A 23,040-nucleotide genomic window follows, 5' to 3' on the forward strand; every position below is an offset into this window, starting at 1 on the left:
ATAATTAGGGTGGGTCGAAATGGAAGCACATTTATATGAGCGGCTTTATATGTTTATTGTCCAAGAGATTGAGGAGGGGCGGTTGAAGCCGGGTGAGCGCGTATTCTCCGAGAAAGAGCTCGCCGAACGGTTCGGCGTCAGCCGAATCACCTCCAAGAAAGCGTTGGAAAAGCTGGCCGATGCAGGGATCATCCGGCGCATTCAAGGAAAAGGTTCTTTTGTAACCGACAGAAGCACACCAGAGGTTGGACCGCCGCACCATTCGGAACCAAGATTGAGCCTTGCCCCGGATGAGCAGGACAGACCGGTTATAGGTCTTCTTATTCCTAATTTTTCCGACGAATTCGGCCTGCAGCTGCTGCGGTCGATGGAGGAGCGGTGCGCTGAGCTTCAGTACGATCTTATTATTAAGCGGACTTACGGCGGCAGGGAGGAAGAGAAGCGGGCGATCCGCTTGTTCGTCCATCTCGGCGTCAAGGGGCTGATCGTGGTTCCGATCCACGGCGAGCATTACAATTCCGAGCTGCTCCGTCTCGTGTTGGACAAATTTCCGGTTGTATTGGCCGACCGGTATTTGAAGGGGATTCCGGTATGCTCCGTATATACGGATAACAAGAAAGCGTCGATGGATCTCACGCTGTCCTTAATCAAGCGAGGCTACGATCAAATCGCCTATTTGTCCTCACCGGTGGAGAACACGCCGACCTTGGAGGAAAGGCTGTACGGGTATACGCTGGCCTGTACGCTCGAAGGGCTGAAGCTAAATCAGGACTACTGCCTGACGAATTTCAAGAGCGTGCTCCCTATGAATCAGAACGGTAGGGAGACGGATGGGGACAAGGAGATGATGAAACGGTTTTTGGTGCAATATCCCGACATCAGAGCCTTCGTCACGTCGGAATTTCTGATTGCGACCATGCTCGCTCAGGTTATCGATTCGATGGGACTGCCGCTCGAGCAATACGAGATTGCCTGCTTCGACTCCCTCAACGACAGTCTGGGAAAGCCGATCTTCACTCACATTCAGCAGGATGAGAAGCGGATGGGCCAGGAGGCGGTAGATATGCTCGTCTCGCAATTGAACGGAGAGACCGTTCCGGAACGTAAAATTATTGAACACCGTTTGGTTGTAAAAGACGGCCGATAAAGCCGGCTGCAATCCGTACAGATCCAATCCAAAACGCCTTTATGCCGTATTTCCGGCGAAATAAGGCGTTTTTTGCTGTCCAACGACTGCCGTCCGTCCCATTTTTCAGGACTATTCGCTCCTTGCCCCCAATGCGTGAAAAGGACGGGATACTCAAAAAAAGTGACATTATTTCCCTTTGTCGCAGCTTAGTATGTCATGAAAATGAAATTGACATGTTAAAGGTCATATCAATATACTAACTATACGCACATGATGTAATTTACTGTAAATGATGCTGGGGGGTGCTCTTACGTTATTTATTTGGATGTCCGTGTTTGCATTTTGTTGAAGCGCTTTCAGCTTGGCGGTGAACAGCATCCATTCATTGCATCGTTAACTCTTATACTCACTTCTTAGCGGGATGCTTATAGGGCGGCGATTCATCGGAGATGGATCGATGTTTGCAAGTAGGCTACGGAATCGACAAATCCATGTGAAAGGGGATATTGGCATGAGAAAAACGAACAAACCCGTATTTCTGGCACTGTTGTCTCTTCTTATGTTTTCGCTCTTGGCATCCGCTTGCTCTCCAACAGCTAAGGGGGGCGCAGACACTCCCTCTAAGGACGCTTCGGGGAAAGTCACGCTCACCCTGTGGCACGGTCTTACTTCGATAGATTTGGACAATATGCAAAAAGTCGTGAAAGCGTTTGAGGAGAAAAATCCGACGATCAAGATCAATCTGGTTTACACCGAATCCAACGAGGGAGCCGACCAGAAGCTGCTGACCGCCGTTGCGGGAGGCAATCCGCCGGATATGGCGCTGTTGGACCGATTTAAGGTAGGGACCTGGGCGTCGCAAAACTCACTGACGGACCTATCCGCCATGGCGGCGCAATCCGGAATTAACCAAAGCTCATACTATCCGTTCGTATGGGAGGAGTCGAGCTACAAAGGAAAGCTGTACGCGATTCCGATCGATACCGATTCCCGGATGCTTTTTTACAACAAGGACCATTTCAAGGAAGCGGGGCTTGATCCGAACAAGCCGCCGAAGACCATCGCCGAGCTGGAAGCGGCCGCCGAGAAGCTGACGATCAAGGAAGGCAAACGGTTTAAACGAATCGGCTTCATTCCCTGGTATTCGCAAGGCTGGCTGTATACATGGGGATGGTCGTTCGGAGGGAAGTTCCAGGATCCGGCGACGGGCAAAATTACGGCTAACGACCCGAAAGTCGTTGAAGCGCTGCAGTGGATGACGGACTTCGGCAAAAAGTACAACGTCGAGGACATTGCCGGCTTCACCAGCGCAGCCGGTACGGAAGAGATGGACCCGTTCATCTCCGGCCAAATCAGCATGAAGATAAGCGGCAACTTTACGATTGCGGGCATCAAGAAATTCAAGCCCAATTTGAACTATGGGGTTACGCCGATACCGACTCCGACAGGAACGAACTTTACGACTTGGTCTGGCGGCGGCTCCATTATTATCCCGAAAGGCGCCAAGAACGTCGAAGCGTCCTGGAAATTCCTCGAATTTCTGGGCAAGGAGGAGGGGCAGTATCTGGTTAACGCCAACTCCGATTTCGCCGTTATCGATTCTGTAAACATCAAATACGGCTACAAGGATGATCCGATAATGAGGGAATTCATCAATATTTTACCTAACTCGCACAACCGCCCGGTCATACCGGAAGGGCAGCTGCTGTGGAACGAGCTGGCGTCGGCAACGGAAAACTCCACTCGCGGCAAAGGAACCCCGAAGGAGAATCTGGACAAAGTGACGGAGACGGTCAACAAAGCGCTGGAAAAATATAAATAAGCCGTGCGGCAGGCAGGGGGAGACTCTTTCTCCTTGCCTGTCGGCGTATGATGATTCGGAAGGAGAATGTACATGGCGAAACTGGTTGATCAGGCTCATGCCAACATCGTTCCTGCAGCGGACAAACGAAGATCGTTCCACCGGACCAACTGGACGGGGTGGCTTTTTGCTTCGCCCTGGGCTTTGGGCCTGCTCTGCTTTTATGCGGTTCCGATCCTCATGTCGATTTATTTCAGCTTTACCACCTACAGCATTTTGCAGCCCGGTGAATATGTAGGCTTGACTAATTATATCGATCTTTTCCGCGATCCTTTGTTTTGGAAATCGATCTACAACACGGTGTATTTTGCCGTATTTTTCGTCCCTCTAAGCATATTTTTTGGAGTGGCGCTTGCGATGATGCTCAACATGAAGGTCAAAGGCATGGCTGTTTACCGAACGATCTACTTCCTGCCCACCCTGGTTCCCCAAGTAGCGATGGCCGTGCTGTGGATGTGGCTGCTGCATCCGAACTTCGGTTTGGTTAACGGAATGCTATCCGCGATCGGTATCGACGGGCCGCCGTGGCTTAGCGGGGAAGCCTGGTCCAAGCCTTCCCTTATTCTCATGTCGCTTTGGGGGATCGGTCATGCCGTCGTCATTTATCTGGCCGGATTGGGAGACATCCCGGATGAGTACTATGAAGCGGCCGAAATCGACGGGGCCAGCTGGCTTCAGAAGACGAAATCGGTCACCTTGCCGCTGCTGACGCCGGTGATTTTCTACAACCTGGTCATGGGAACGATCGGTGCGTTTCAACAATTCACGCTTCCTTATACGATGACGAAAGGCCAGGGAACCCCTGCCAACTCCATGACATTTTACGTGATGTACTTATATGAGAACGGATTCAAATATTTTAAAATGGGCTACGCCTCGGCGATGGCGTGGATTTTATTCGTGATCGTGATGGGGCTGACGGCCGTCATCTTCGTAACATCCAAACGCTGGGTTCATTATCAGGGCAAATAAGGAGGGGGAAGAGCATGAATCCTATCGTTGTCAAAAGAGTGCATCGCATTCTGGCTCATTGCTGTCTGATTGCCGCCTCGATTTTTTTCATCGTTCCGTTCATTTGGCTGTTATCGACGTCCCTTAAGCCGCTTACGCAAATTTTCACGTTTCCCCCGGAGTGGATTCCGCGGCCGTTTGAATGGAGCAACTATTCCCGTGCCGTAGACTATATCCCTTTTTGGACCTATTTGCGAAATACCGCGGTCATTACCGTATGCAGTACGATCGGCGTTATTATCTCCTGCCCCTTGGTTGCTTATAGCTTTGCCAAGCTGGAGTGGCGCGGGCGCGGTCTGTTGTTTGCCGCTACTCTAGCGGTGATGATGATACCCGGACAAGTGACGATGATCCCACTTTTCCTTTTGTTCACCAAATTAGGCTGGGTCGGCACTTCACTTCCTCTCATCATCCCTCAATTTTTCGGAGTGCCATTCTATATCTTTCTGCTGCGGCAGTTTTTCCTCGGGCTGCCCGACGCATTGCGTGAAGCGGCCCGTATAGACGGAGCCAGCGAGTTCCGTATTTATCTTCAGATCATGTTTCCGCTCGCGAAGTCGGCGGTCCTGGCTGTGGCGTTGTTTCAATTCATGGCAAGCTGGACGGATTTCATCGGCCCTCTGTTGTACTTGACCAATGAGCCTTCCTACACGGTGTCGCTCGGGTTGCAGCAGTTCCAGAGTCAAAAGGGCTCGGAGTGGGGCATGATGATGGCCGTATCCACTATGATGGTGCTGCCGGTAATCGTACTGTTCTTTTTCCTTCAGAAAACGTTTATAAGCGGGATTACGTTTAGCGGGATCAAAGGGTGATGCGCTCCTATATTACGCTGTACTGTATATTGCCTCAATAAAGCCTGGAGAATCAAGGAAGGTAACTGCATTCAAATGAAAAGATTCGATCAGCACCGTTGCACTTTGGACGGTGTTTTTTTCGTTTAAAGCTCTCTCATGTAACATTCATGTGAAATATGAAACGTTCTAATAGATTCGTTGTAGAATCAATCGCTTTCATTTTCATAATTATTTTCATAATTTGCAATGGTGTTATTTATATTGACATCTTTTAAGGGTATCCATTATTATTAATATCACTGGAGAATATAATTGAAAAAACAACAAAATATCTTAACATTCTACATGAAATCCATTCAAAATCCGTAGGAATTGTCAGTATTTAATTCATTGGTGAAAATAATGGGGAGATGGACAGTGAAAAAGCACGATCAAGATTTTATGAAGCGGCAAAACCGGCTCACCGTGTTTGAGATCATCAAAAACCAGCAGCCGATCTCCCGCGCTTCCATCGCCAAGCAGACAGGGATGAGTCCTACTACTATCAGCCGCATCGTAGCGGAGCTGACCGAAGAAGGGTACCTGTTGGAGACGGAGCAAGTATCCGCCGGCTTGGGCAGGAAATCGACGCTGCTTGCCATGGTAGATGCTGCGGTGCTCTCTGTCGGCGTCGAGCTGGATCGCCATCAAATCAATATCGGCATTGTAGATTTGCAGGGGAATGTCGTTGTGAGCGGCAACTATCCCCGCTCTCCGGAAGAAAGCGCGGAGGTTACGCTCGCTCGCATCGGCGCTGAGATCGACCGGTTAACGAAATCGAACGACATCGACTGCGGCCGTCTGATCGGCGTCGGTATCGGGCTTCCCGGAATTGTCGACAATGATAGCGGAGTCGTCATTTTCTCCGTCCAGCTCGGCTGGAAAAATGTCGATCTGGCCAAGCGGCTGAAGGAAATTACCGGCTATGACGTGGCGGTGGACAACGAGCTGAAGGTGAAGGCGCTGGCCGAGCATTTGAAAGGCGCCGCCATAGGCTCCGAACGGACGGCATTGCTCGGCTTCGGTAACGGCGTAGGCTCAGCGCTTATTATCGAAGGGGAGATTTACCGGGGCCAAACGAACAGCGCCGGGGAAATCGGACATACGACGATCGATCCGAACGGCATGATGTGCGACTGCGGGAAAGCGGGATGCCTGCAAACCTACATCAATATCAGCTCGCTGTTGTCGGAAGCGAACAAAATGCGTCCGGTCCGCTCCATCGAGGAGCTTTTCGAAGCAAGACGGGCAGGGGAACGGTGGGCGGAATATTTGATCGACCGCGCCCTGATGTACATGGCCATTACGATCAACAATATCGTCTGCATGTACAACCCGGACACGGTAATCTTGAGCGGCGAGCTGGCAGACAAGTTTCCGGAAATTTATGAGGAAGTCGGGAACCTTTGCTTCACCAGATTCGTTTGGGAGCCGCTGCGCGGATCGTTCCGCATTATACGTTCCGAGCTGCAGGAGCAGGGCGTTGTGATCGGTTCGGGACTGATGTCTCAAAATTGTTTTTTCGCGCTTGAATAATGAAGTGAAATCATAGTGAAGTTGAATGCAGCAAGGCACAATTGGGAGGGAAACACCATGGGCAATGTTGGCTTTACGCCATTAGTTGAAGAATACCGCGGCGGTGTGCTGGAGAACGTACACTACGGGGCAATCACCATCGTGGATGAGAATGGCAAGGTTTTGTACTCGGCTGGAGATCCGGAGCATATGACGTTCTTGCGGTCAGCGGCCAAGCCGTTCCAGGCGATACCGGCCATGAAACGAAAGATCGATGAGGTGTACGGGCTTACGGGGCATGAAACGGCGCTGTTTGCAGCATCCCACAGGGGTGAAGCGTTTCATATCGACGCATTGGAGACGATGCTGCAGAAGACCGGCATTGAAGAGGAGACGCTTCATTGCTGCGCAACGTATCCGCTCAATGAAGATGCCAAGGCGGAGCGGCACCGGGCCCATGAGGCGAAGCGGAGAATTTTCCACAACTGCTCGGGCAAGCACACCGGCATGATCGCTCTGGCCAAGCATATGGGCTGGGACGAGCACACGTACTACGATCCGGAGCATCCGGTTCAGAAGGAAATCGTGCAGACGCTGGCCTATATCGCCGAGGTGCCGGAAGCTTCGATTCCGCAAGGTGTGGACGGCTGCGGCCTCCCGATCTTCGCGCTTCCGCTGCACAAAATCGCATATTCCTTCCTGAAGCTGGCTTGTCCCGATCTCATTGAGGATGCCGAAACGCGGGATGCCGCGGCGAGAATGGCGAAGCTGATGAACGAATATCCCGATATGATCGCGGATACGAGATTCGTCTGCTCGGAGCTGCTCAAGGATCCGAACCTGGCTGCCAAGGGCGGAGCCAAAGGTGTATACGGCATCGGCTTGAGGAAGGAACGGCTGGGCATTTCGCTGAAAGTATCCGACGGCTCCGAGCAGGTGTGGCCGTGCATTATCGCCACGATTCTCGAGCGTCTCGGCTATGACAACCAGGATACGATCGACCGGCTGTACAAGCTCGTTCCCAATGCCATCGTCAATGATGGAGGAACGCTCGTCGGAGAGCGCAAGCCGGTTTTTCAGCTGAAGGCTTGATCCTGCGCAAATTTTTACTCAAGAGAATAATCTCCAATCCTGCATGTAAGCAACTGGGGGCGCGGAGCGATTCTAATACAACATACTTTGGGGAGTGAAACAAATGAAGTTTAAAGGAAAAACTTGGTCCACACTCATGCTGATGCTGATCATTGCGATCGTGGCAGCGGGCTGTGGAGGCAACGCCGGCAAGGACAATGCGAACGCCGGCAAAGACGAAGGCACCAAGGCGGTCTCCAAAAACAATAAAGATGTCGTGATCGCCATCAACGCTAACTTCATTACGCTGGATCCGCACAACGCAAGCGATACCCACTCGATCAGCGGCGCAAGAACGATGTATGAAGGCTTGATGGGCTTCGACGAGAACATGAACGTGGTGCCGGTGCTGGCCGCGTCCCACAAAATCAGCGAAGACGGTCTGGTTTACACGTTTACATTGAAAGAGAACGTCAAGTTCCACGACGGTACCGATTTCAATGCTGAAGCGGTAAAAGTCAACCTGGATCGCATCCGTGACGAGAAAAACAACCTGAAGCTGCGCAAAAGCTTTGCCAAAGTAACAAAAGTAGAAGCTCCTGACGCCAAAACAGTCGTCATTACATTGAGCGAGCCGTACAACGCGTTCCTGAACAAAATGGCTATGGCCCTTATGGTCAGCCCGAAAGCTTTGAAGGAGCAAGGCGAGAATATCGCGAAAAACCCGGTAGGTACAGGTTCTTTCAAATTTAAGGAATGGGTGCAAGGCGACCGTCTCGTTGTCGTGAAAAATGAGAGCTACTGGCAAAAGGATTTGCCGAAGGTTGACAGCATTACCTTCAAGCCGGTTCCGGAGAACGGTTCCCGTATCGCAATGCTCAAAACCGGCGAAGCGGACTTCATCTATCCGATGCCGACCGAGCAAGTATCCGAAGTACAAGGACAGAAGGATATCGTTGTAGACAAGATCGATTCCACAATCGTTCGTTACGTAACGCTGAATACAATGAAAAAACCGTTCGACGATGTAAAGGTTCGTCAAGCAATCAACTACGCTATTAATAAAGAAGCTTATATTAAAGTCGTTAAATCCGGTCTCGGCTCGAAGCTCGATTCCACAATGTCGTCCAAAACGCAATATTATTCCAAGCAAACCGGCTACGATTACGATGTAGAAAAAGCGAAAAAGCTGCTTGCTGAAGCAGGCTATCCTACCGGCTTCTCCGCTGAAATCTGGGGCGAGAACGATTCCGAAACGATGAAAGGCATGCAGTTCATTCAACAGCAGCTCGCTCTTGTAGGCATCAAGCTGGAAGTGAAATCGATGGAAGGCGGCACATTGTCGCAGCAAATAAACTCGGCGAAAACGCCTCAAGAAGCTAAAATCCAAATGTGGTACGTAAGCTGGTCCCCGTCTTCCGGCGATGCGGACGGCGCAACAAGAGGCTTGTTCAGCTCCGAAATGTTCCCTCCTGCGGGATCGAACACGGCATATTACAAAAACGCCAACGTAGACAAATGGATCGCCGACGCGAACAAATCGATCGATCCGAAGCAAGCGAAAACCATCTACGCCGATATTCAAAAAACAATCTGGGAAGACGCTCCATGGGCATTCATGGGTGTTGATCAGGTTATCACAGGCAAGAGAGCTTACTTAAACGGCGTGAAAGCATTTCCGGACGGCTCCATCAGCGTTCGCGATGCGGAAATTAAGCAATAATAAGAGCCATCATGTGAGAGTCATGAAATGATATCGGGGCCGTTTCTGCAGGTTGCTAAAGAAGCGGCCCCTGTTCTTTACGTTTTCGAATGAAGGGAGGCTCACGAGTTGGGCAGATATGCATTACAAAGGCTTCTGGGAGTAATCCCGCTGCTGTTTGTCGTATCGGTACTGGTCTTCATGTTCATCCACTTAATTCCCGGCGATCCGGCCCGGCTTGTTGCCGGCAAGGACGCTACGCTGGAAGAGATCAACGGCATTCGCGAGCAGCTCGGACTGAATCTGCCGCTCTGGCAGCAATACATCAACTACATGGGCAATCTGCTGCAAGGGGATTTGGGTAACTCGCTGCGTTCCGGTCTGCCGGTCTCGGATATGCTGCAAAGCCGCTTTATGCCGACGATCATCCTGACGTTCACGAGTCTCGGCTGGGCGCTTATCATCGGTCTTGTCATCGGCACGATCTCTGCGGTCAACCGTAACCGCTGGCCGGATTATGCAGGGATGCTGACCGCGATATCGGGTATTTCCGTTCCCGGCTTTTGGCTCGGGCTTGTATTGATTCAAATCTTTTCGGTTGAGCTCGGCTGGTTCCCGACTGGGGGGATCGATTCTTGGAGCTCCTACGTGCTTCCGTCGCTTACTCTAGGAGCGGGCATCATGTCGATGCTGGCGCGCTTTTCCAGAGCTTCGATGCTGGAAACGATGCGGGAGGATTATATCCGGACAGGACGGGCGAAAGGTCTTCGCGAGACTATCGTTGTCGGACGTCACGCCTTGCGCAACTCCTTGATTCAAGTCGTCACCGTTGCCGGACTTCAGTTCGGATTTTTGCTGGGCGGCTCCGTCATGGTAGAGACCGTATTCAGTATTCCGGGACTCGGAAGACTGCTGGTCGACTCCATCGCTTTTAGAGATTACACGGTCATTCAAGCGCTATTGCTGCTGTTTGCCACCCAATTCATACTTATTAATCTGATCGTCGATATGCTGTACGGTGTACTGAATCCGAAAATCCGGTATGCGTCGAATTAGGAGGGGATATTATGAACAACAATCCGACGATGGCAGGGGCCGGTTCCTCCGATCCTCGAGAGACGCTTGCGGCGGGACGGACCAAAGGCCGTGCAGCGGTATTTTTCCGAAAGTTCTGTAAGCAAAGACTGTCGCTCATTGCAGGCATTTTCATCGTTATACTCTTCATTATCGCCCTGTTCGGGCCTTACTTGACACCATTCGATCCTAACGAGCCGGATTACGACGCGTTGATGTCCACTCCGTCTGCCTCGCATTGGGCGGGTACGGACGAGTACGGCCGGGATATTCTAAGCCGGCTTATCGCAGGCACCCGGTTGACCTTGTCGGTCAGCTTGAGCGCCGTGCTCATCGCGGCGGTATGCGGAACGGTTCTCGGGCTGTTCAGCGGCTATTACGGCGGATGGCTGGACCGGCTCATCATGCGAAGCAGCGACGTGCTGTTCTCGTTTCCGGATCTTTTGCTCGCCATCGGGATCGTGGCTATTCTGGGTCCCGGCTTGTCCAACGTGGTCATAGCGGTAGCCGTATTCGGCACGCCGTCGTTTGCAAGAATTATCCGAAGCGTTACGCTGTCGGCCAAAGAAACGTTATTCGTAGAAGCGGCACGTTCCATGGGTGCCAAAAACGGACGTATTATATGGAAGCATATTTTTCCGGAGACTCTCTCCAGCGTGATCGTCAATGTGACGATGAAAATCGGCGGTGCCATCTTGGCCGCATCCTCCCTGAGCTTTCTCGGCATGGGCGCGAAGCCGACCGAGCCTGACTGGGGCGCGATGCTGAGCATGGGACGCGACTATTTGAGCATTGCTCCGCATATCGTGTATATTCCCGGCGCGGCGATCTTTTTGACAGTACTTGCTTTTAACCTGGTTGGGGACGGACTGCGTGATGCTCTTGATCCCAAGACGAAAAATTAAAGGGGGGCCAGACCGTGACGCCTAGATTGCTTGATGTGCAAGGATTGAAAACGGAGTTTCGACGCGATGGCGGCAGCGTAATGGCGGTGTCCGGCGTTGACTTTCATATAAATAAAGGCGAAGTGCTGGGTCTTGTCGGCGAATCCGGCTGCGGCAAAAGCGTAACCTCCCTGTCGATCATGCGTCTGCTCAAGGATACGCCGGGGCGGATTAGCGGAGGCGCTGTTCTTTTTGAAGGTACGGATTTGACTCGGATTCAGGAAAAAGAGATGCGACGGTTCCGCGGCAATGAGCTGGCGATGATTTTCCAGGAGCCGATGACGTCGCTGAATCCGGTGCTGCGGATCGGCAAACAGCTCGAAGAGCCGATTATGCTGCATCTTGGATACAGCCGAAAGCAAGCAAAAGAGCATGCCATTCATATGCTCAGGCTAGTAGGGATTCCCCGGGCGGAGGAAGTGGTGAACGACTACCCGCATCAGCTGTCCGGAGGAATGAGGCAGCGCGTAATGATCGCGATGGCGATGTCTTGCAGCCCGAAGCTGCTGATCGCCGATGAGCCGACGACGGCGCTGGACGTAACCATCCAGGCGCAAATTCTCGATCTGATGAAGCGGCTGAAGGAAGAGCAGGACATGGGAATGCTGCTCATCACCCATGATCTCGGGGTTGTTGCTGAAATGTGCGACCGGGTCGTCGTCATGTATGCCGGACGCGTCGTTGAAGAGGCGTCGGTGAAGGATTTGTTCGAAACGCCTCAGCATCCTTATACGAAGGGGCTTATTCATTCGGTGCCGAAGCTGCGGCAGAAGGTTCGCCGGCTGGAGTCCATTCCGGGCAATGTGCCGGATTTGAGCGCCATGCCGCAAGGCTGCAAGTTTGCGCCGCGCTGCCCTCATGCGATGGCACGATGTCTTACCGAGGAGCCGCAGCTTCTGCCGATCGAAGGGGAAGCGGAGCGCAAAAGCCGCTGCTGGTTGACGCAGCCGGAAGGAGGAGAAAGCGCATGATGGAGACTCCGCTGGTTGAAGTAAAAGGATTACAGAAATCGTTTACGATAAAAAAGGGCTGGTTCGGTACAACCAAATCGCTGCGCGCGGTAGACGGCATCAGCTTCGCCATCCGCAGAGGAGAAACGTTCAGCCTTGTAGGCGAGAGCGGCTGCGGCAAGTCTACGACGGGGCGTCTCGTCACCCGGCTGTTGATGCCGAACGGCGGGGAAGTATGGTTTAACGGGCAAAATATTAGCCGCCTTAACGATAATCAAATGCGGCCGATCCGCAAGGATATGCAGATGGTGTTCCAAGATCCGTACGCATCGCTTAATCCGCGAATGAAAGTAAAGGATCTCGTAGCCGAGCCGCTGCTCATTCATACGAAGCTCAGCCCGCAGGAGCGGGACAAGCTGGCGCGGGAGCTGCTCGAGACCGTCGGTCTGAACAGCGTCCATGCCGAGCGCTACGCTCACGAGTTCAGCGGCGGCCAGCGGCAGCGGATCGGCATTGCACGGGCGTTGTCCGTACGCCCGAGCCTGATCGTAGCGGATGAGCCGGTATCGGCTCTGGACGTGTCGATTCAGTCGCAGGTGCTGAACCTGCTGCAGGATTTGCAGGAAGAGTACGGACTTACTTACTTGTTTATTTCCCACGACTTGAGCGTCGTAGAGCATATCAGCGACCGCATCGGCGTCATGTACTTGGGGACGCTGGTGGAGACAGCGGACAAGGACACGCTGTATGATCGTCCGCTTCATCCTTATACGCAGGCGCTGCTATCGTCGGTGCCGGTTCCCGATCCGACCTTGAAGAAGGAGCGGATCATTCTGAAGGGCGATTTGCCGAGCCCGGTCGATCCGCCGTCCGGCTGCCGGTTCCATACCCGCTGCCCGTCCTGCATGGAAGTGTGCAAGCAGAAGGAGCCCGTATTCCGGGAGGTCGAGCCAGGCCATCAAGTGGCTTGCCATTTGTACGACGAAGAGATTATGAAGAGCCAGTAAGTAGACGGTTCAGTTTAAAAGCTCCGTCGGAGCTTTGGGGTGTTGGGGTTGCCCTTTTTATAGAAATTCAACATGTATGCAGGTGGAGTATTTCACGGAGGAGCGGTAGCGTCCGCCTTTGAAATCCTTAAAAATACCGATAAATCTAATCAAGTTTTATGGATTTCAACAGTGGCCGGAGAGAGATATTCCACTGGAGTATACTGGGGAATTTCAAGCATTTTTGGGCATCACAACAAGCCTAGGGCTCCTCGGGAGCCTCATCTTATTGCCGAAGAAGGGATCGCTATGCGTATTACACTCGATAAGTCCGAATCGCCGGACGTCCTCATTCATCCGGCCTATGCCGGAGAATCGCTTCCTTATCCGATCGGCGAAAGCCGCAAGCGGCCGGGGACGCTGACCTGGCTGTACGGCCGGTCGGAAGGCGAGCGGGATGCTCTCGCCGCAGGAATGGGCGAGCGCCGCAGCGTAACGCTGGAGCGGGTCCGCCGCGCAGGCGGTGCTGCGGCTCGCGCACTGCTCCAGGAAGGACGGAGCAGCGGAGCGCTCGTCAGGGCCTCGTCCGCTGCCGCCGCTCAGAATGGCAAAGAAGCGGCTGCAGCGTGGCTGCAAGCCTGGATCGAAGGCTGGCTGCTCGGCCTGTACCGGTTCGATAAATACCGCAGCGCAACGAAAATCCAGGGCGATGTCGAGCTCATCCTTCGCTCGGAAGAGTGGGTCGAGCTGACGCGCACCGAGATGGAGGCCGTCGTCGAGCTCGCCCTTCATCGGGCGGAGGGCACCAATCTGACGAGAGATTGGGTGAATGAGACGCCCGATACATTGAACCCGGATGCTTTCGTCCAATGGACCCTTGATTTGTTCAAGGACCGGCCTGTAAGCATCCATGTATACCGCGGTCAAGAGCTAACCGACCGCGGCATGAACGGATTGATTACCGTAGGAGCGGGCAGCAAGCACGCTCCAGCGTTGATAGAGCTTCGCTACGAAGCGGCTTCCGCCGCGGATGCGCCTATGCTGGCATTGGTCGGCAAAGCCATCACCTTCGACATGGGCGGCATGAACTCGAAGACGGGCAGAGACATTAGCGACGCCCGGATGGATATGGGCGGCGCGGCTGCCGTTATCGGCGCGATGGACATCCTTGTCCGGCAGCAAGCCCCGGTCCGCGTGACTGCGCTGATCGCCGTCGCGGACAATCTTCCCGACGCCCGCGCGACGCTGCCGTCCTCCGTCATCCGCTACCCGAACGGCTTGACCGTTCAGGTTGCGAACACGGACGGAGAGGGCCGGCTCGTGCTGGCCGACGCGCTGCTTCACGCTGCCAAGCTCGGCGCAGCGCAAGCCATCGACATTGCCACGCTGACGGGCAATGTCGGGGACGCCCTTGGCCTGGGCATCGCCGGCATCTGGGGCGATGCGGACATGGCGCGCAGCCTGGCCGAGATCGGCGAGCGCAATGGGGAGAGGCTGTGGCCGATGCCTCTGATGGACGAATACGAATCGGAGCTGCGCAGCAGCTATGCCGACCTCCGCAATGTCGGCACTTCGACGCTCGCAGGCGCGATTATAGCGGCGTTGTTCATTCGGCGCTTCGTAGCCGAATCGATGGGCTGGGTGCATATCGATATGGCCGGCACCGTGCAGTACAAGCAGGACGTCGGCTATGCCGAGGTAGGAGCTACCGGATACGGAGCAAGGCTGCTCGCGGACTATGCGGTGCAGTACTCCGAGAAACATACTGCAGGAGATCGGGAGGTTTCGCAATGATACTGGAGGTCATCGCCACTTGTATAGACGATGCTCTAAGAGCTGAAGAGAACGGGGCCGATCGGTTGGAGTTAATTACTGCAATGACCGAAGGCGGTTTGACTCCCGGTATCGGATTGGTCCAACACGTTGTCCGGTCCGTGCAAATACCGGTTCATGTCATGGTCAGGCCGCACAGCCGGTCTTTTGTCTACGACAGCCATGATCTGGAGACGATGATTGCCGAGATCAAGGCTATCGCCGCATCGGGAGCGGCCGGCATTGTTGTCGGCGCTTTGACGGCAGATGGCCGGATTGATGAGCAAGCTTTGGAAGCGATGCTTGCTCATGCGAAGGGGATGCAAGTGACCTTCCATCGGGCGTTCGATGAGCTGGAGGATCAGCTGGCCGGTTTGCAGACGCTCATGCGCTACCCGCAAATTACCCGCGTGCTGACTTCCGGCGGGTTGAAGCCGGCTCCGCAATCGGTGCCGGCGATACAGAAGCTGGTTGAAGCGTCGCAGGGCAGCTCGCTGCGCATTTTGGCGGGCAACGGCCTGACACCGGAAACCGTTGAAGCTTTTATTGAGCAAACCGGGGTGAGCGAAGTGCATTTCGGATCGGCCGTTCGTGTCGGCCGGGCTGGACTGGCGCCTATCGATCCCGTACAGCTGCGGGCGTTATCCGACAGTCTGCATCAATAAATTTTGTTTATAGGCACGCTCGGGCTTTGAAAGGCCAAGAGGATGCTTTTGCCGAGGTTCTGACACTGGACTTTATAACCTTTGGAACTCGCACTTATAACAGATTTGAAAAAAGGTGAATCATATTGCAAACCACAGATAATTATGTAGTAGGAATAGATCTCGGCGGGACGAAAATCGCGGCGGCGCTGTTCGATTCGAAGGGCGAGATTCTGAACCGCGAACGCATGGAAACCGCGAATGCGCGCACGGCGCAAGAAGTCGTCCAGAGGATGGTTGAGATGATCCGCTCCGTCTCCCAAGGCCGTACGTTGTCGGGAGTAGGTCTTGCCTCGCCGGGCGCGGTCAACAGCCGGGACGGCATCGTGCTGCATGGCACCAATCTTCCGGAATGGGACAACGTTCCATTGAAGAAGTGGATGGGAGAGGCACTCGGCGTCGAGGTGCAGGTAGTTAACGACGCGAATGCGGCAGCTTGGGGCGAATATGTCCGGGGAGCGGGCAAAGGCTCCGAGAATATGGTATACGTCACGTTCAGCACCGGCATCGGAGCAGGGATCGTACTGGACGGCAAGATGCTGTTGGGCACGTCTTCCTTCGCCGGAGAGCTTGGCCATAATATTATCGATCCTAACGGACCGGAATGCAGCTGCGGAAGCAGCGGCTGCTGGGAGACGTTCGCTTCAGGTACGGCGATCCGGGACGCGGCGCTGCAGCTAATGCAGACTAGGTCATCCCTCATTACAGAATTGGCGGCATCCCAGGATGAAGCGGCTTCGGCCAAGCATGTGTTCGAGGCGTATAAACAGCAGGACCCGGTTGCCGTTGAAGTCGTTGACAGGGCGATTCATTACATGGCGCTCGGCTTGGCGAATGCGGTCCATACGTTCAACCCTGACCGTATTGTCATCGGCGGCGGCGTGAGCAAAGCGGGCGATCTGCTCTTCCCTGCACTGAAGGCAAAGACGGAGCAGCTCGTTATGAAGCCTTACCGGGGCACTTACGAAATTGTCCCCGCCGGTTTGCGGGACGATGTAGGTCTTATCGGCGCGGCAGCTTTATTTCATACATCCTGATAACTAAGATTTGAGTGTTTATAACGTAAGCGATAACGGTTATGGAGACGGAGGATGTTCCAGATGAGTACGAGAGAGCAAAGAACCCGCTGGTTTATGCACGATCGGTTCGGGATGTTCATTCATTGGGGGCTGTACTCGATTCCCGCCAGAGGAGAATGGATTCGGGGCAACGAGCGAATGAGCTACGAGCAGTATAAGGTATATTTCGATGAATTCGACGCATCCCGTTACAATCCGAAGAAATGGGCCAAAGCGGCGAAAGCCGCAGGGCAAAAATATGCCGTGCTGACGACGAAGCACCATGACGGCTTCTGCTTGTTCGACAGCAAGCTGACGGATTTCAAGGCGACGAATACGCCGGCCGGACGGGATCTGGTCCGCGAGTATGTGGATGCTTTCCGCGAGGAGGGCCTTAGCGTTGGCCTTTATTATTCCATTATCGACTGGCACCACGACGATTACCCGGGCTACGGAGACAAGGCTCATCCGGATCGGGACAATATAGCGGCCAAGGATAAGCCTATTGATTTTGACCGGTATTTGACTTATATGCACGGCCAGGTGAAGGAGCTGCTGACGAACTACGGCAAGATCGACATCATGTGGTTCGATTTCTCTTACGATCAAATGACCGGAGAGAAATGGAAGGCGACCGAGCTTGTGCGGATGATCCGGTCTATCCAGCCGGACATTATCATCGACAATCGTCTCGGCGGCAATATCCGCGCGGCGGAGCCGGAGGAATACGCGGGAGACTTCTTCTCGCCGGAGCAGATCATTCCTCCCGGAGGCATCGTCGATGTCAACGGCAAGCCGGTCCCTTGGGAAGCCTGCATTACGTTGAACGACCATTGGGGCTACCACTCCACGGACAAAAACTACAAGTCAGCCAAGCAGGTCATCCGCACGCTGGCCGAATGCGTCAGCAAGAACGGGAATCTGCTGCTGAATGTAGCGCCGGATGCCAAAGGAGAGATTAACCGCGAAACCCTGGACGTTCTGCACGAGGTTGGGGAATGGCTGAGACTCAACGGTGACAGCATCTATGGCTGCGGAGCGGCGGCTCTGCCGAAGCCGGAATGGGGCCGTTATACGCAAAACGGCAAAAAGCTGTACGCCCACGTCTACGACCGCGGCATCGGCCCGACTTACTTCGAGGGCTTGAAGGGCAAGATCGAGAGGGCGAGATTGCTGCGGGACGGAACCGAGCTGAAGGTGGAAACGCCTTGGATGGCGGAGGAATATTCCGACATTGAGGGTGGCGCGTTCATTACCCTGGCGGGTGCCGAGCTGCCGGATGAGCGGGATACGGTGATTGAGCTTCATTTGAAGTGAGTGCTGCGGCGGCAGCCGATGCGTTAAGAAATGAAAGACACGGAGGGATTCTCCGTGTCTTTTTAAGTTTTATCAGTCCGGGGTCATCGGATAATATATTTGCAATAAACCAAGCGAGTCTTGTTATCGCAGAGTCAAACCAGGATTCTATCGTCTACGTGTTAGTTCCAGAATCCTGTGGCTGGTACGCAGGTACCCATCGGACAGGAGATCCGTTATTTGTTGACATGCTGCTGCTTTTGCAGTGCGATCGGACATGGGATCCGTTATTTGCCTATTTTACTGGCAAAAACCTTGTTTTTTTGCGAAATAGCGGATCTAAAGTCCGATCACCCTGCGAATAGAGCCATTTTTGCCAAAATAACGGATCCACGGTCCGAATCGCCTCAACGATGCTCTCCAACGCTACGTGCACACTAACGAAATGCATCTGCTTGCTGAAAACCTCATGCAGCTTAAAAAGGCTGCAGAGGACCCGGCGTGGTACCTTCTTCCGGAAGCCTTCTTCATAAGCCTTTTGAGACGGCAATTCCCAGAAAACAATGGGGGCATGTCGCTTCTCCTGGAGAAACCTCGCTTAACCTCGCATTAGTATTACAGTGTGAAACGGGATTCTCAACAGTCTGTCTTCCGAGAGGGTGTTTCTCACTTACCCGGTAAGAGAGCAGAACCCTGCAAATCAGAAAGGCCCTGACCACAACGGTCAAGGCCTTTCTCTCTACGGTCACGTTACGAGGCACGAAACGTCATGCTACCAAGTATTTCCTGAAATTGCTTGCTTGACTCTTTATAGGTTACTTCATAGGAAGAGTTGATAATGGTATAAAATTGGGAATCCGCCTCAAACACCAGGATGGTGTCAATTCGTTTGTCCCAATCGTTATTATTGACATAAGACAGCTGCAGCGCATCGAATCCAAGAGCCTTCGTCTGCTTCTCTTCTATAATGCTTTCCTTGTCGATGAGAAGCTCCTGTTTAAGCAGCTCCAAATATTGACGCTGTAAATCCTTGCTAGCAGGATCAACGACAGATTTGGGATGAGCATAGATGTACAGCTCGGTATAGTTAAAATAGCGTATAGCCAGCTGAGTGGTGTCATCCATTTCCATCATGGACGAGAGATCTCTCCATAATCCGTAAGCCGTAAAGCGGATTTTGCCGTCTTTGGTTGCAAATTGTTTTTTGCTGTTAATAATAACGATACGCCGTTCGGCATCCCATTCGACTTGCGCCTCTACGGCTTCTGAAATAAACCTTACAGGTACAAAGGTAGAGCCGTCTACTAAAACCGGGGCTGCGGGCAGGGTAACTTCTTTGCCGTTAACAACGGCAACCGGATTGTCTAATTGCAGCTGGATTTGTATGCCGTCTTTTTTACCTTGGATGGTACGTGTGGCTTCATCCCAGCTGATTTCAATCCCCAGTCGGTCAAATACAGGTCTGAATGGAACGAAAGTCGTGCCATTGGCTATAAAAGGCGGAGCGCTGAACGGAACGGTATTGGCGTCGAGACTGACTCTAATATCTTGTTGTTCCTTTTGCTTATCTTCTTTAACCGTTTGTACTTTAACCCCTTTATTTTTTAGGGCATTAATGACGGATGCTGCATGCTCGTCCAAAGGGTTGTTTTCCAGATGGAACTCCTTCAATTTCGGCAGCTCCAGTAATACATCAATGTTACGTATTTGATTATTGCCCGCATATAGCGTTTCAAGAGAAGCAACCTTCTGTAAAGGAGTTAGATCTTCGATCTGATTGTTGCTCAAATCCACCCATCGAAGCGGAAGCCCCTGCAATGCGGAAATCTGTTTAATGTTATTGTTTCCAATCAGTAGATCCGTAAGGTTAGTTAAACCGGATAATGGCTCGATATGTTCTATCTCATTTCCATCAAGCAGCAGGCGCCGTAAGCTGACGAGGTCGGCTAATGGTTGAATGTCTGAAATGTCGTTTCCGCTCAGGACAAGAAAGCTAAGCTTATTCAAGCCATGCAGCGGTTCGATTTGTTGAAGCTGGTGCCCCGGAACAATAAGTGTATTCAGGTTGGCTGCATATTGCATTCCTTCGAGGGACTGCACTTTTTGTGTCGGATCGCTTAGATATAAGGAGTCTAGCTTTTGCAAATCGGCTTCTTCCAAAGATTTTTGCAATAAGTTCAATTCCGTGCGAACAGCCGCCTCCAGATTCTGATCCGGTATGAGCTTTGATTCCGCTTTACTATTTTCCGGGAAAAACAATAGCATTATGAAGGCGAAAAAGATAAGCAATCGATTCCAAGCTGGTTTAGACACTGGGTACACTTCCTTATTATGTAATATCATTCTTCATTATAATAGGAAAAGATGTATAGTAAAGAAAAAAAGGAGCCGCCCATGCAGTTCCCTTACTATTAAAAAGGGTTCGGGCTGTACAGATCCGCAACGAACATCAGTGCGCCTGGATTGAAAGTTCCTCCGACGTAGTTTTGAACCTCGAAGCTGACGACGACTTGTTGGTCCTGTGCGGTATTTCGGAATATTTTCGAATAGTAGCGGATATTTTGCCACTCGAATGGAGGGGAAGATGCGCCGGAAGTTACTACGAATGAGTTATCCAGTAGGGAGCCGTTCGTGATATCGACTTGTTCCGTTGGATAGCGCCTTTGTGTCTTCGTTCAAGCGTCTACTCTTTCATAGGCTGTAGGCTGTACAGCAGCTCGCGGTAAATGGCGTAGTTCTCATCGTCGAAACAGACGAAGAGAATCCCATCCAACCTATTATCACCTGCAGATAAGGAACGAATATAAGAAAGTACTGTGTTTATAGCAATTTCGGCTGCAAGAGCTTTGGGGAAACGGTAAATGCCCGTGCTTATATTCGGAAAAGCAATGCGGTTCAACTTATATTCAGAAGCAAGAGCTAGAGAACGCAAGTAGCAGCTTTCCAGTTTGGCCGGCTCATCATGCTGTCCTCCGTTCCACACAGGTCCCACCGTATGGATAACATAGGAGGCAGGCAAGCTTCCAGCCGTAGTAATGACCGCTTCGCCAACCGGGCAGCCTCCTTGCTTTTGTCTTATTTTGATGCATTCCTCGAGGATTGCTTTGCCTCCCGCTCTATGTATAGCGCCGTCGACCCCGCCTCCGCCAAGCAGGCTTGTGTTAGCCGCATTGACAATAGCATCCGCTTCGATTTTGGTAATATCGCCTTTTAGAACCGTAACGGACGTTTGGTTTATAGTAATGGTGTCTTTCACAGCAACCCTCCTCGAACTAGCAGCATATTTGACAACGCTTCTATTTCTTCCGGAAACGCCAATTCTTGAAGGGCTCGATCTACTTTCATCCATTCCACAGAAATTATTGATTTGTCTTCTTTTGCGATAGGTGTCGTATTGGTTAGCTTAGCAAGAAAGAATTGTGTCGTAATCATAAGGTAAGGTTCTTTACGCTGCCTTAGTCCTGTTACCGTAACAGGGGTTGCATTAAGTATTTCGACCGAATAGCCGGTCTCTTCCAATACTTCCCGAATCGCCGCTTCTTGAGCGCTTTCATTGGATTCGATTTTCCCTTTAGGCAAAGCCGGTTTGTCTTTGTTTGCATTCCAGATGACTAGAACCTCGTCACGTGTATGAGGATTGAAAATAATGCACCCGGACGATACACGTGTATCATATTCCTTTTTCATAAGAAGGCTCCTTTGATTGAAATATCTCACAATGTGTTTACATTACAATATCATTCCAACTCTTTCAAATTCATACTGGGATCAAGAGCAAGAACGGCACAATGGATCTAGAAGAGGGAGCTGTGAGAATGCATTTCTTAAAATGAATGTTGAAATATCCGCTTATCTGCGTCATGATAAAACTAAGTACACTAGTGCGTCAGGAGGTTCCGATGCAGCTTATTGCGATGTTAACGATGCTCGTAGATCATATCGGGCTTGTGTTTTTCGAGGATCAAATGATGTGGAGAATCATCGGCCGGATTGCCTTTCCGATCTATGCTTACTTTATCGTACTGGGCTACCGGCGTACCAGCAATTTGAAAGGATATATGTACCGGCTCTTGGGGATTGCTCTCTTGTCCCAGATTCCTTACATGGTCGCTTTGGATGAAATAGGCGTGAATGCCGTCGGGACGCTGCTCGTTTGTATCGTTATTTTGTATCTGATCGATCATCATGCGAAGCTCGTCTGGATTCCGGCCGCTATTGCCGCCGTCGCGCTTATGGAATGGATGAATTTCGATTACGGCCTGTATGGGCTGCTGCTTGTTCTGATTTATAAGTATACGCAAAGCCATGTTACGGTGCTGAGCCATTTTGCTTTAAATTTGCTTTTTCTGTTTCTGAAAGGCTGGGTTATCGAGGCATACAGTATTGTTACGACGGTAGGCATTGTGTATGCGCCAGCGGCTTATCGGTTGTTCGAGCGGATGAAGGTGCCGAAATGGCTGTGGAGAAGCTTTTATCCTGCGCACTTGACGATTATCGCCATCATTGAATTTATTATCGCATTGAACAAATAATTGCGGATGAATCCGCAGCGTAAGATTAGGATGCAGATACGGGAGAGGAATCTTCGGTGTCTTTTTTTATGCAGTGACTGCCCGGATGTTACAATAATGATAATCAAGGGAGGTACCCCACAGGAGTACCCTTACAGCTTTTTCTATTCTAGAGGTTTCTCTACAAGCTCAGCACGGACCACGGTTCCGTGCTTTTTCTATTGCGGGGAGCCGAGAGCTTGCCCATTGATCGAAGCAAAGGGAAAGCCAATAGATTCATGTTACAATTGACAATGAGAATCATTATCATTTAATATTAGGGAGAGCTTTAGATGATCTTTGAATTTTAACAACATGAAGAGGTGTTTTCCCTATGGGAATTTTATATGAAACGATCACACAGCTCCGGCGAAATGATGAGCAAGCATCAAGAGCGGAGCAAATGCATTCAGGGGATGAGACGGCACATCACCGCCACGAACAGGAGAGCACAGCCGCGCGGACCGACGCTGGTACGAAAGGGCAGCCGGCGGATTCCCGTCCGCAGTGGCTTTCTCATGCGGATGTGCATTTGCGTTGAACG

Annotated in this window: 20 protein-coding genes; 17 read left to right on the forward strand and 3 right to left on the reverse strand. The window is 52.0% G+C overall.

Features of this window, described 5'->3' with window-relative positions:
• Nucleotides 1-19: 19 nt before the first annotated feature.
• The 15 genes from DVH26_RS04720 to DVH26_RS04790 all read left to right on the forward strand — a co-directional run bounded on the left by DVH26_RS04720 (nucleotide 20) and on the right by DVH26_RS04790 (nucleotide 17,967).
• Entirely contained in the window at nucleotides 20-1,147 is a 1,128-nt protein-coding gene (locus DVH26_RS04720) for a GntR family transcriptional regulator (protein WP_239631670.1), read from the forward strand.
• 493 nt (nucleotides 1,148-1,640) lie between these two features.
• A complete protein-coding gene (locus DVH26_RS04725) occupies nucleotides 1,641-2,951 on the forward strand; it encodes an ABC transporter substrate-binding protein (RefSeq protein WP_239631673.1) in 1,311 nt (436 codons plus the stop codon).
• A gap of 72 nt (nucleotides 2,952-3,023) precedes the next feature.
• Nucleotides 3,024-3,962 (forward strand): carbohydrate ABC transporter permease, encoded by a 939-nt coding sequence (locus DVH26_RS04730; RefSeq protein ID WP_239631675.1) that lies wholly within the window; start codon nucleotides 3,024-3,026, stop codon nucleotides 3,960-3,962.
• Between the two features lie 14 nt (nucleotides 3,963-3,976).
• Nucleotides 3,977-4,813 carry a carbohydrate ABC transporter permease gene (locus tag DVH26_RS04735; protein ID WP_239631677.1) on the forward strand — a complete coding sequence of 279 codons (837 nt, stop codon included), beginning with the start codon at nucleotides 3,977-3,979 and terminating at the stop codon, nucleotides 4,811-4,813.
• 399 nt (nucleotides 4,814-5,212) lie between these two features.
• Complete coding sequence (locus DVH26_RS04740; RefSeq protein WP_239631679.1) at nucleotides 5,213-6,370, forward strand: ROK family transcriptional regulator; 1,158 nt, start codon at nucleotides 5,213-5,215, stop codon at nucleotides 6,368-6,370.
• Nucleotides 6,371-6,427: 57 nt separating this feature from the next.
• A complete protein-coding gene (locus DVH26_RS04745) occupies nucleotides 6,428-7,441 on the forward strand; it encodes an asparaginase (RefSeq protein ID WP_239631681.1) in 1,014 nt (337 codons plus the stop codon).
• 103 nt (nucleotides 7,442-7,544) lie between these two features.
• Nucleotides 7,545-9,143: a glutathione ABC transporter substrate-binding protein gene (locus DVH26_RS04750; RefSeq protein WP_239631683.1), complete on the forward strand. Its 1,599-nt coding sequence runs from the start codon at nucleotides 7,545-7,547 to the stop codon at nucleotides 9,141-9,143.
• 108 nt (nucleotides 9,144-9,251) lie between these two features.
• Entirely contained in the window at nucleotides 9,252-10,178 is a 927-nt protein-coding gene (locus DVH26_RS04755; protein ID WP_239631685.1) for an ABC transporter permease subunit, read from the forward strand.
• An 11-nt stretch (nucleotides 10,179-10,189) separates the two neighbouring features.
• Nucleotides 10,190-11,101, forward strand: coding sequence for an ABC transporter permease (locus tag DVH26_RS04760; RefSeq protein ID WP_239631687.1), 912 nt, complete (start codon nucleotides 10,190-10,192; stop codon nucleotides 11,099-11,101).
• A 14-nt stretch (nucleotides 11,102-11,115) separates the two neighbouring features.
• Nucleotides 11,116-12,111, forward strand: coding sequence for an ABC transporter ATP-binding protein (locus tag DVH26_RS04765; protein WP_239631689.1), 996 nt, complete (start codon nucleotides 11,116-11,118; stop codon nucleotides 12,109-12,111).
• The gene (locus tag DVH26_RS04770; protein ID WP_275590449.1) at nucleotides 12,108-13,097 is read left to right on the forward strand and encodes an ABC transporter ATP-binding protein; all 990 of its coding nucleotides are present in this window, start codon (nucleotides 12,108-12,110) and stop codon (nucleotides 13,095-13,097) included. Before DVH26_RS04765 ends, DVH26_RS04770 begins: the two co-directional genes overlap by 4 nt.
• A 288-nt stretch (nucleotides 13,098-13,385) precedes the next feature.
• Entirely contained in the window at nucleotides 13,386-14,870 is a 1,485-nt protein-coding gene (locus DVH26_RS04775; RefSeq protein WP_239631691.1) for a M17 family metallopeptidase, read from the forward strand.
• Nucleotides 14,867-15,553 (forward strand): copper homeostasis protein CutC, encoded by a 687-nt coding sequence (locus DVH26_RS04780; protein ID WP_239631693.1) that lies wholly within the window; start codon nucleotides 14,867-14,869, stop codon nucleotides 15,551-15,553. The genes DVH26_RS04775 and DVH26_RS04780 overlap by 4 nt, the downstream gene beginning before the upstream one ends.
• Before the next feature lie 125 nt (nucleotides 15,554-15,678).
• Nucleotides 15,679-16,629, forward strand: coding sequence for an ROK family protein (locus tag DVH26_RS04785; RefSeq protein ID WP_239631695.1), 951 nt, complete (start codon nucleotides 15,679-15,681; stop codon nucleotides 16,627-16,629).
• 63 nt (nucleotides 16,630-16,692) lie between these two features.
• Nucleotides 16,693-17,967 carry an alpha-L-fucosidase gene (locus DVH26_RS04790; RefSeq protein ID WP_239631697.1) on the forward strand — a complete coding sequence of 425 codons (1,275 nt, stop codon included), beginning with the start codon at nucleotides 16,693-16,695 and terminating at the stop codon, nucleotides 17,965-17,967.
• A gap of 729 nt (nucleotides 17,968-18,696) precedes the next feature.
• Here DVH26_RS04790 and DVH26_RS04795 read toward each other — a convergent pair.
• The 3 genes from DVH26_RS04795 to DVH26_RS04805 all read right to left on the reverse strand — a co-directional run bounded on the left by DVH26_RS04795 (nucleotide 18,697) and on the right by DVH26_RS04805 (nucleotide 21,633).
• Nucleotides 18,697-20,259, reverse strand: coding sequence for a stalk domain-containing protein (locus DVH26_RS04795; protein WP_239631699.1), 1,563 nt, complete (start codon nucleotides 20,257-20,259; stop codon nucleotides 18,697-18,699).
• 370 nt (nucleotides 20,260-20,629) lie between these two features.
• Nucleotides 20,630-21,202 carry an O-acetyl-ADP-ribose deacetylase gene (locus DVH26_RS04800; RefSeq protein ID WP_239631701.1) on the reverse strand — a complete coding sequence of 191 codons (573 nt, stop codon included), beginning with the start codon at nucleotides 21,200-21,202 and terminating at the stop codon, nucleotides 20,630-20,632.
• Complete coding sequence (locus tag DVH26_RS04805) at nucleotides 21,199-21,633, reverse strand: NUDIX domain-containing protein (RefSeq protein WP_239631704.1); 435 nt, start codon at nucleotides 21,631-21,633, stop codon at nucleotides 21,199-21,201. Before DVH26_RS04805 ends, DVH26_RS04800 begins: the two co-directional genes overlap by 4 nt.
• 212 nt (nucleotides 21,634-21,845) lie before the next feature.
• Here DVH26_RS04805 and DVH26_RS04810 point away from each other — a divergent pair, with 212 nt between their 5' ends.
• A complete protein-coding gene (locus DVH26_RS04810; RefSeq protein WP_239631705.1) occupies nucleotides 21,846-22,478 on the forward strand; it encodes a TraX family protein in 633 nt (210 codons plus the stop codon).
• Between the two features lie 352 nt (nucleotides 22,479-22,830).
• Complete coding sequence (locus DVH26_RS04815; RefSeq protein ID WP_239631708.1) at nucleotides 22,831-23,037, forward strand: hypothetical protein; 207 nt, start codon at nucleotides 22,831-22,833, stop codon at nucleotides 23,035-23,037.
• Nucleotides 23,038-23,040 lie beyond the last annotated feature (3 nt).

Source organism: Paenibacillus sp. H1-7 (genome assembly GCF_022354825.1).
Lineage (GTDB): Bacteria > Bacillota > Bacilli > Paenibacillales > NBRC-103111 > Paenibacillus_S.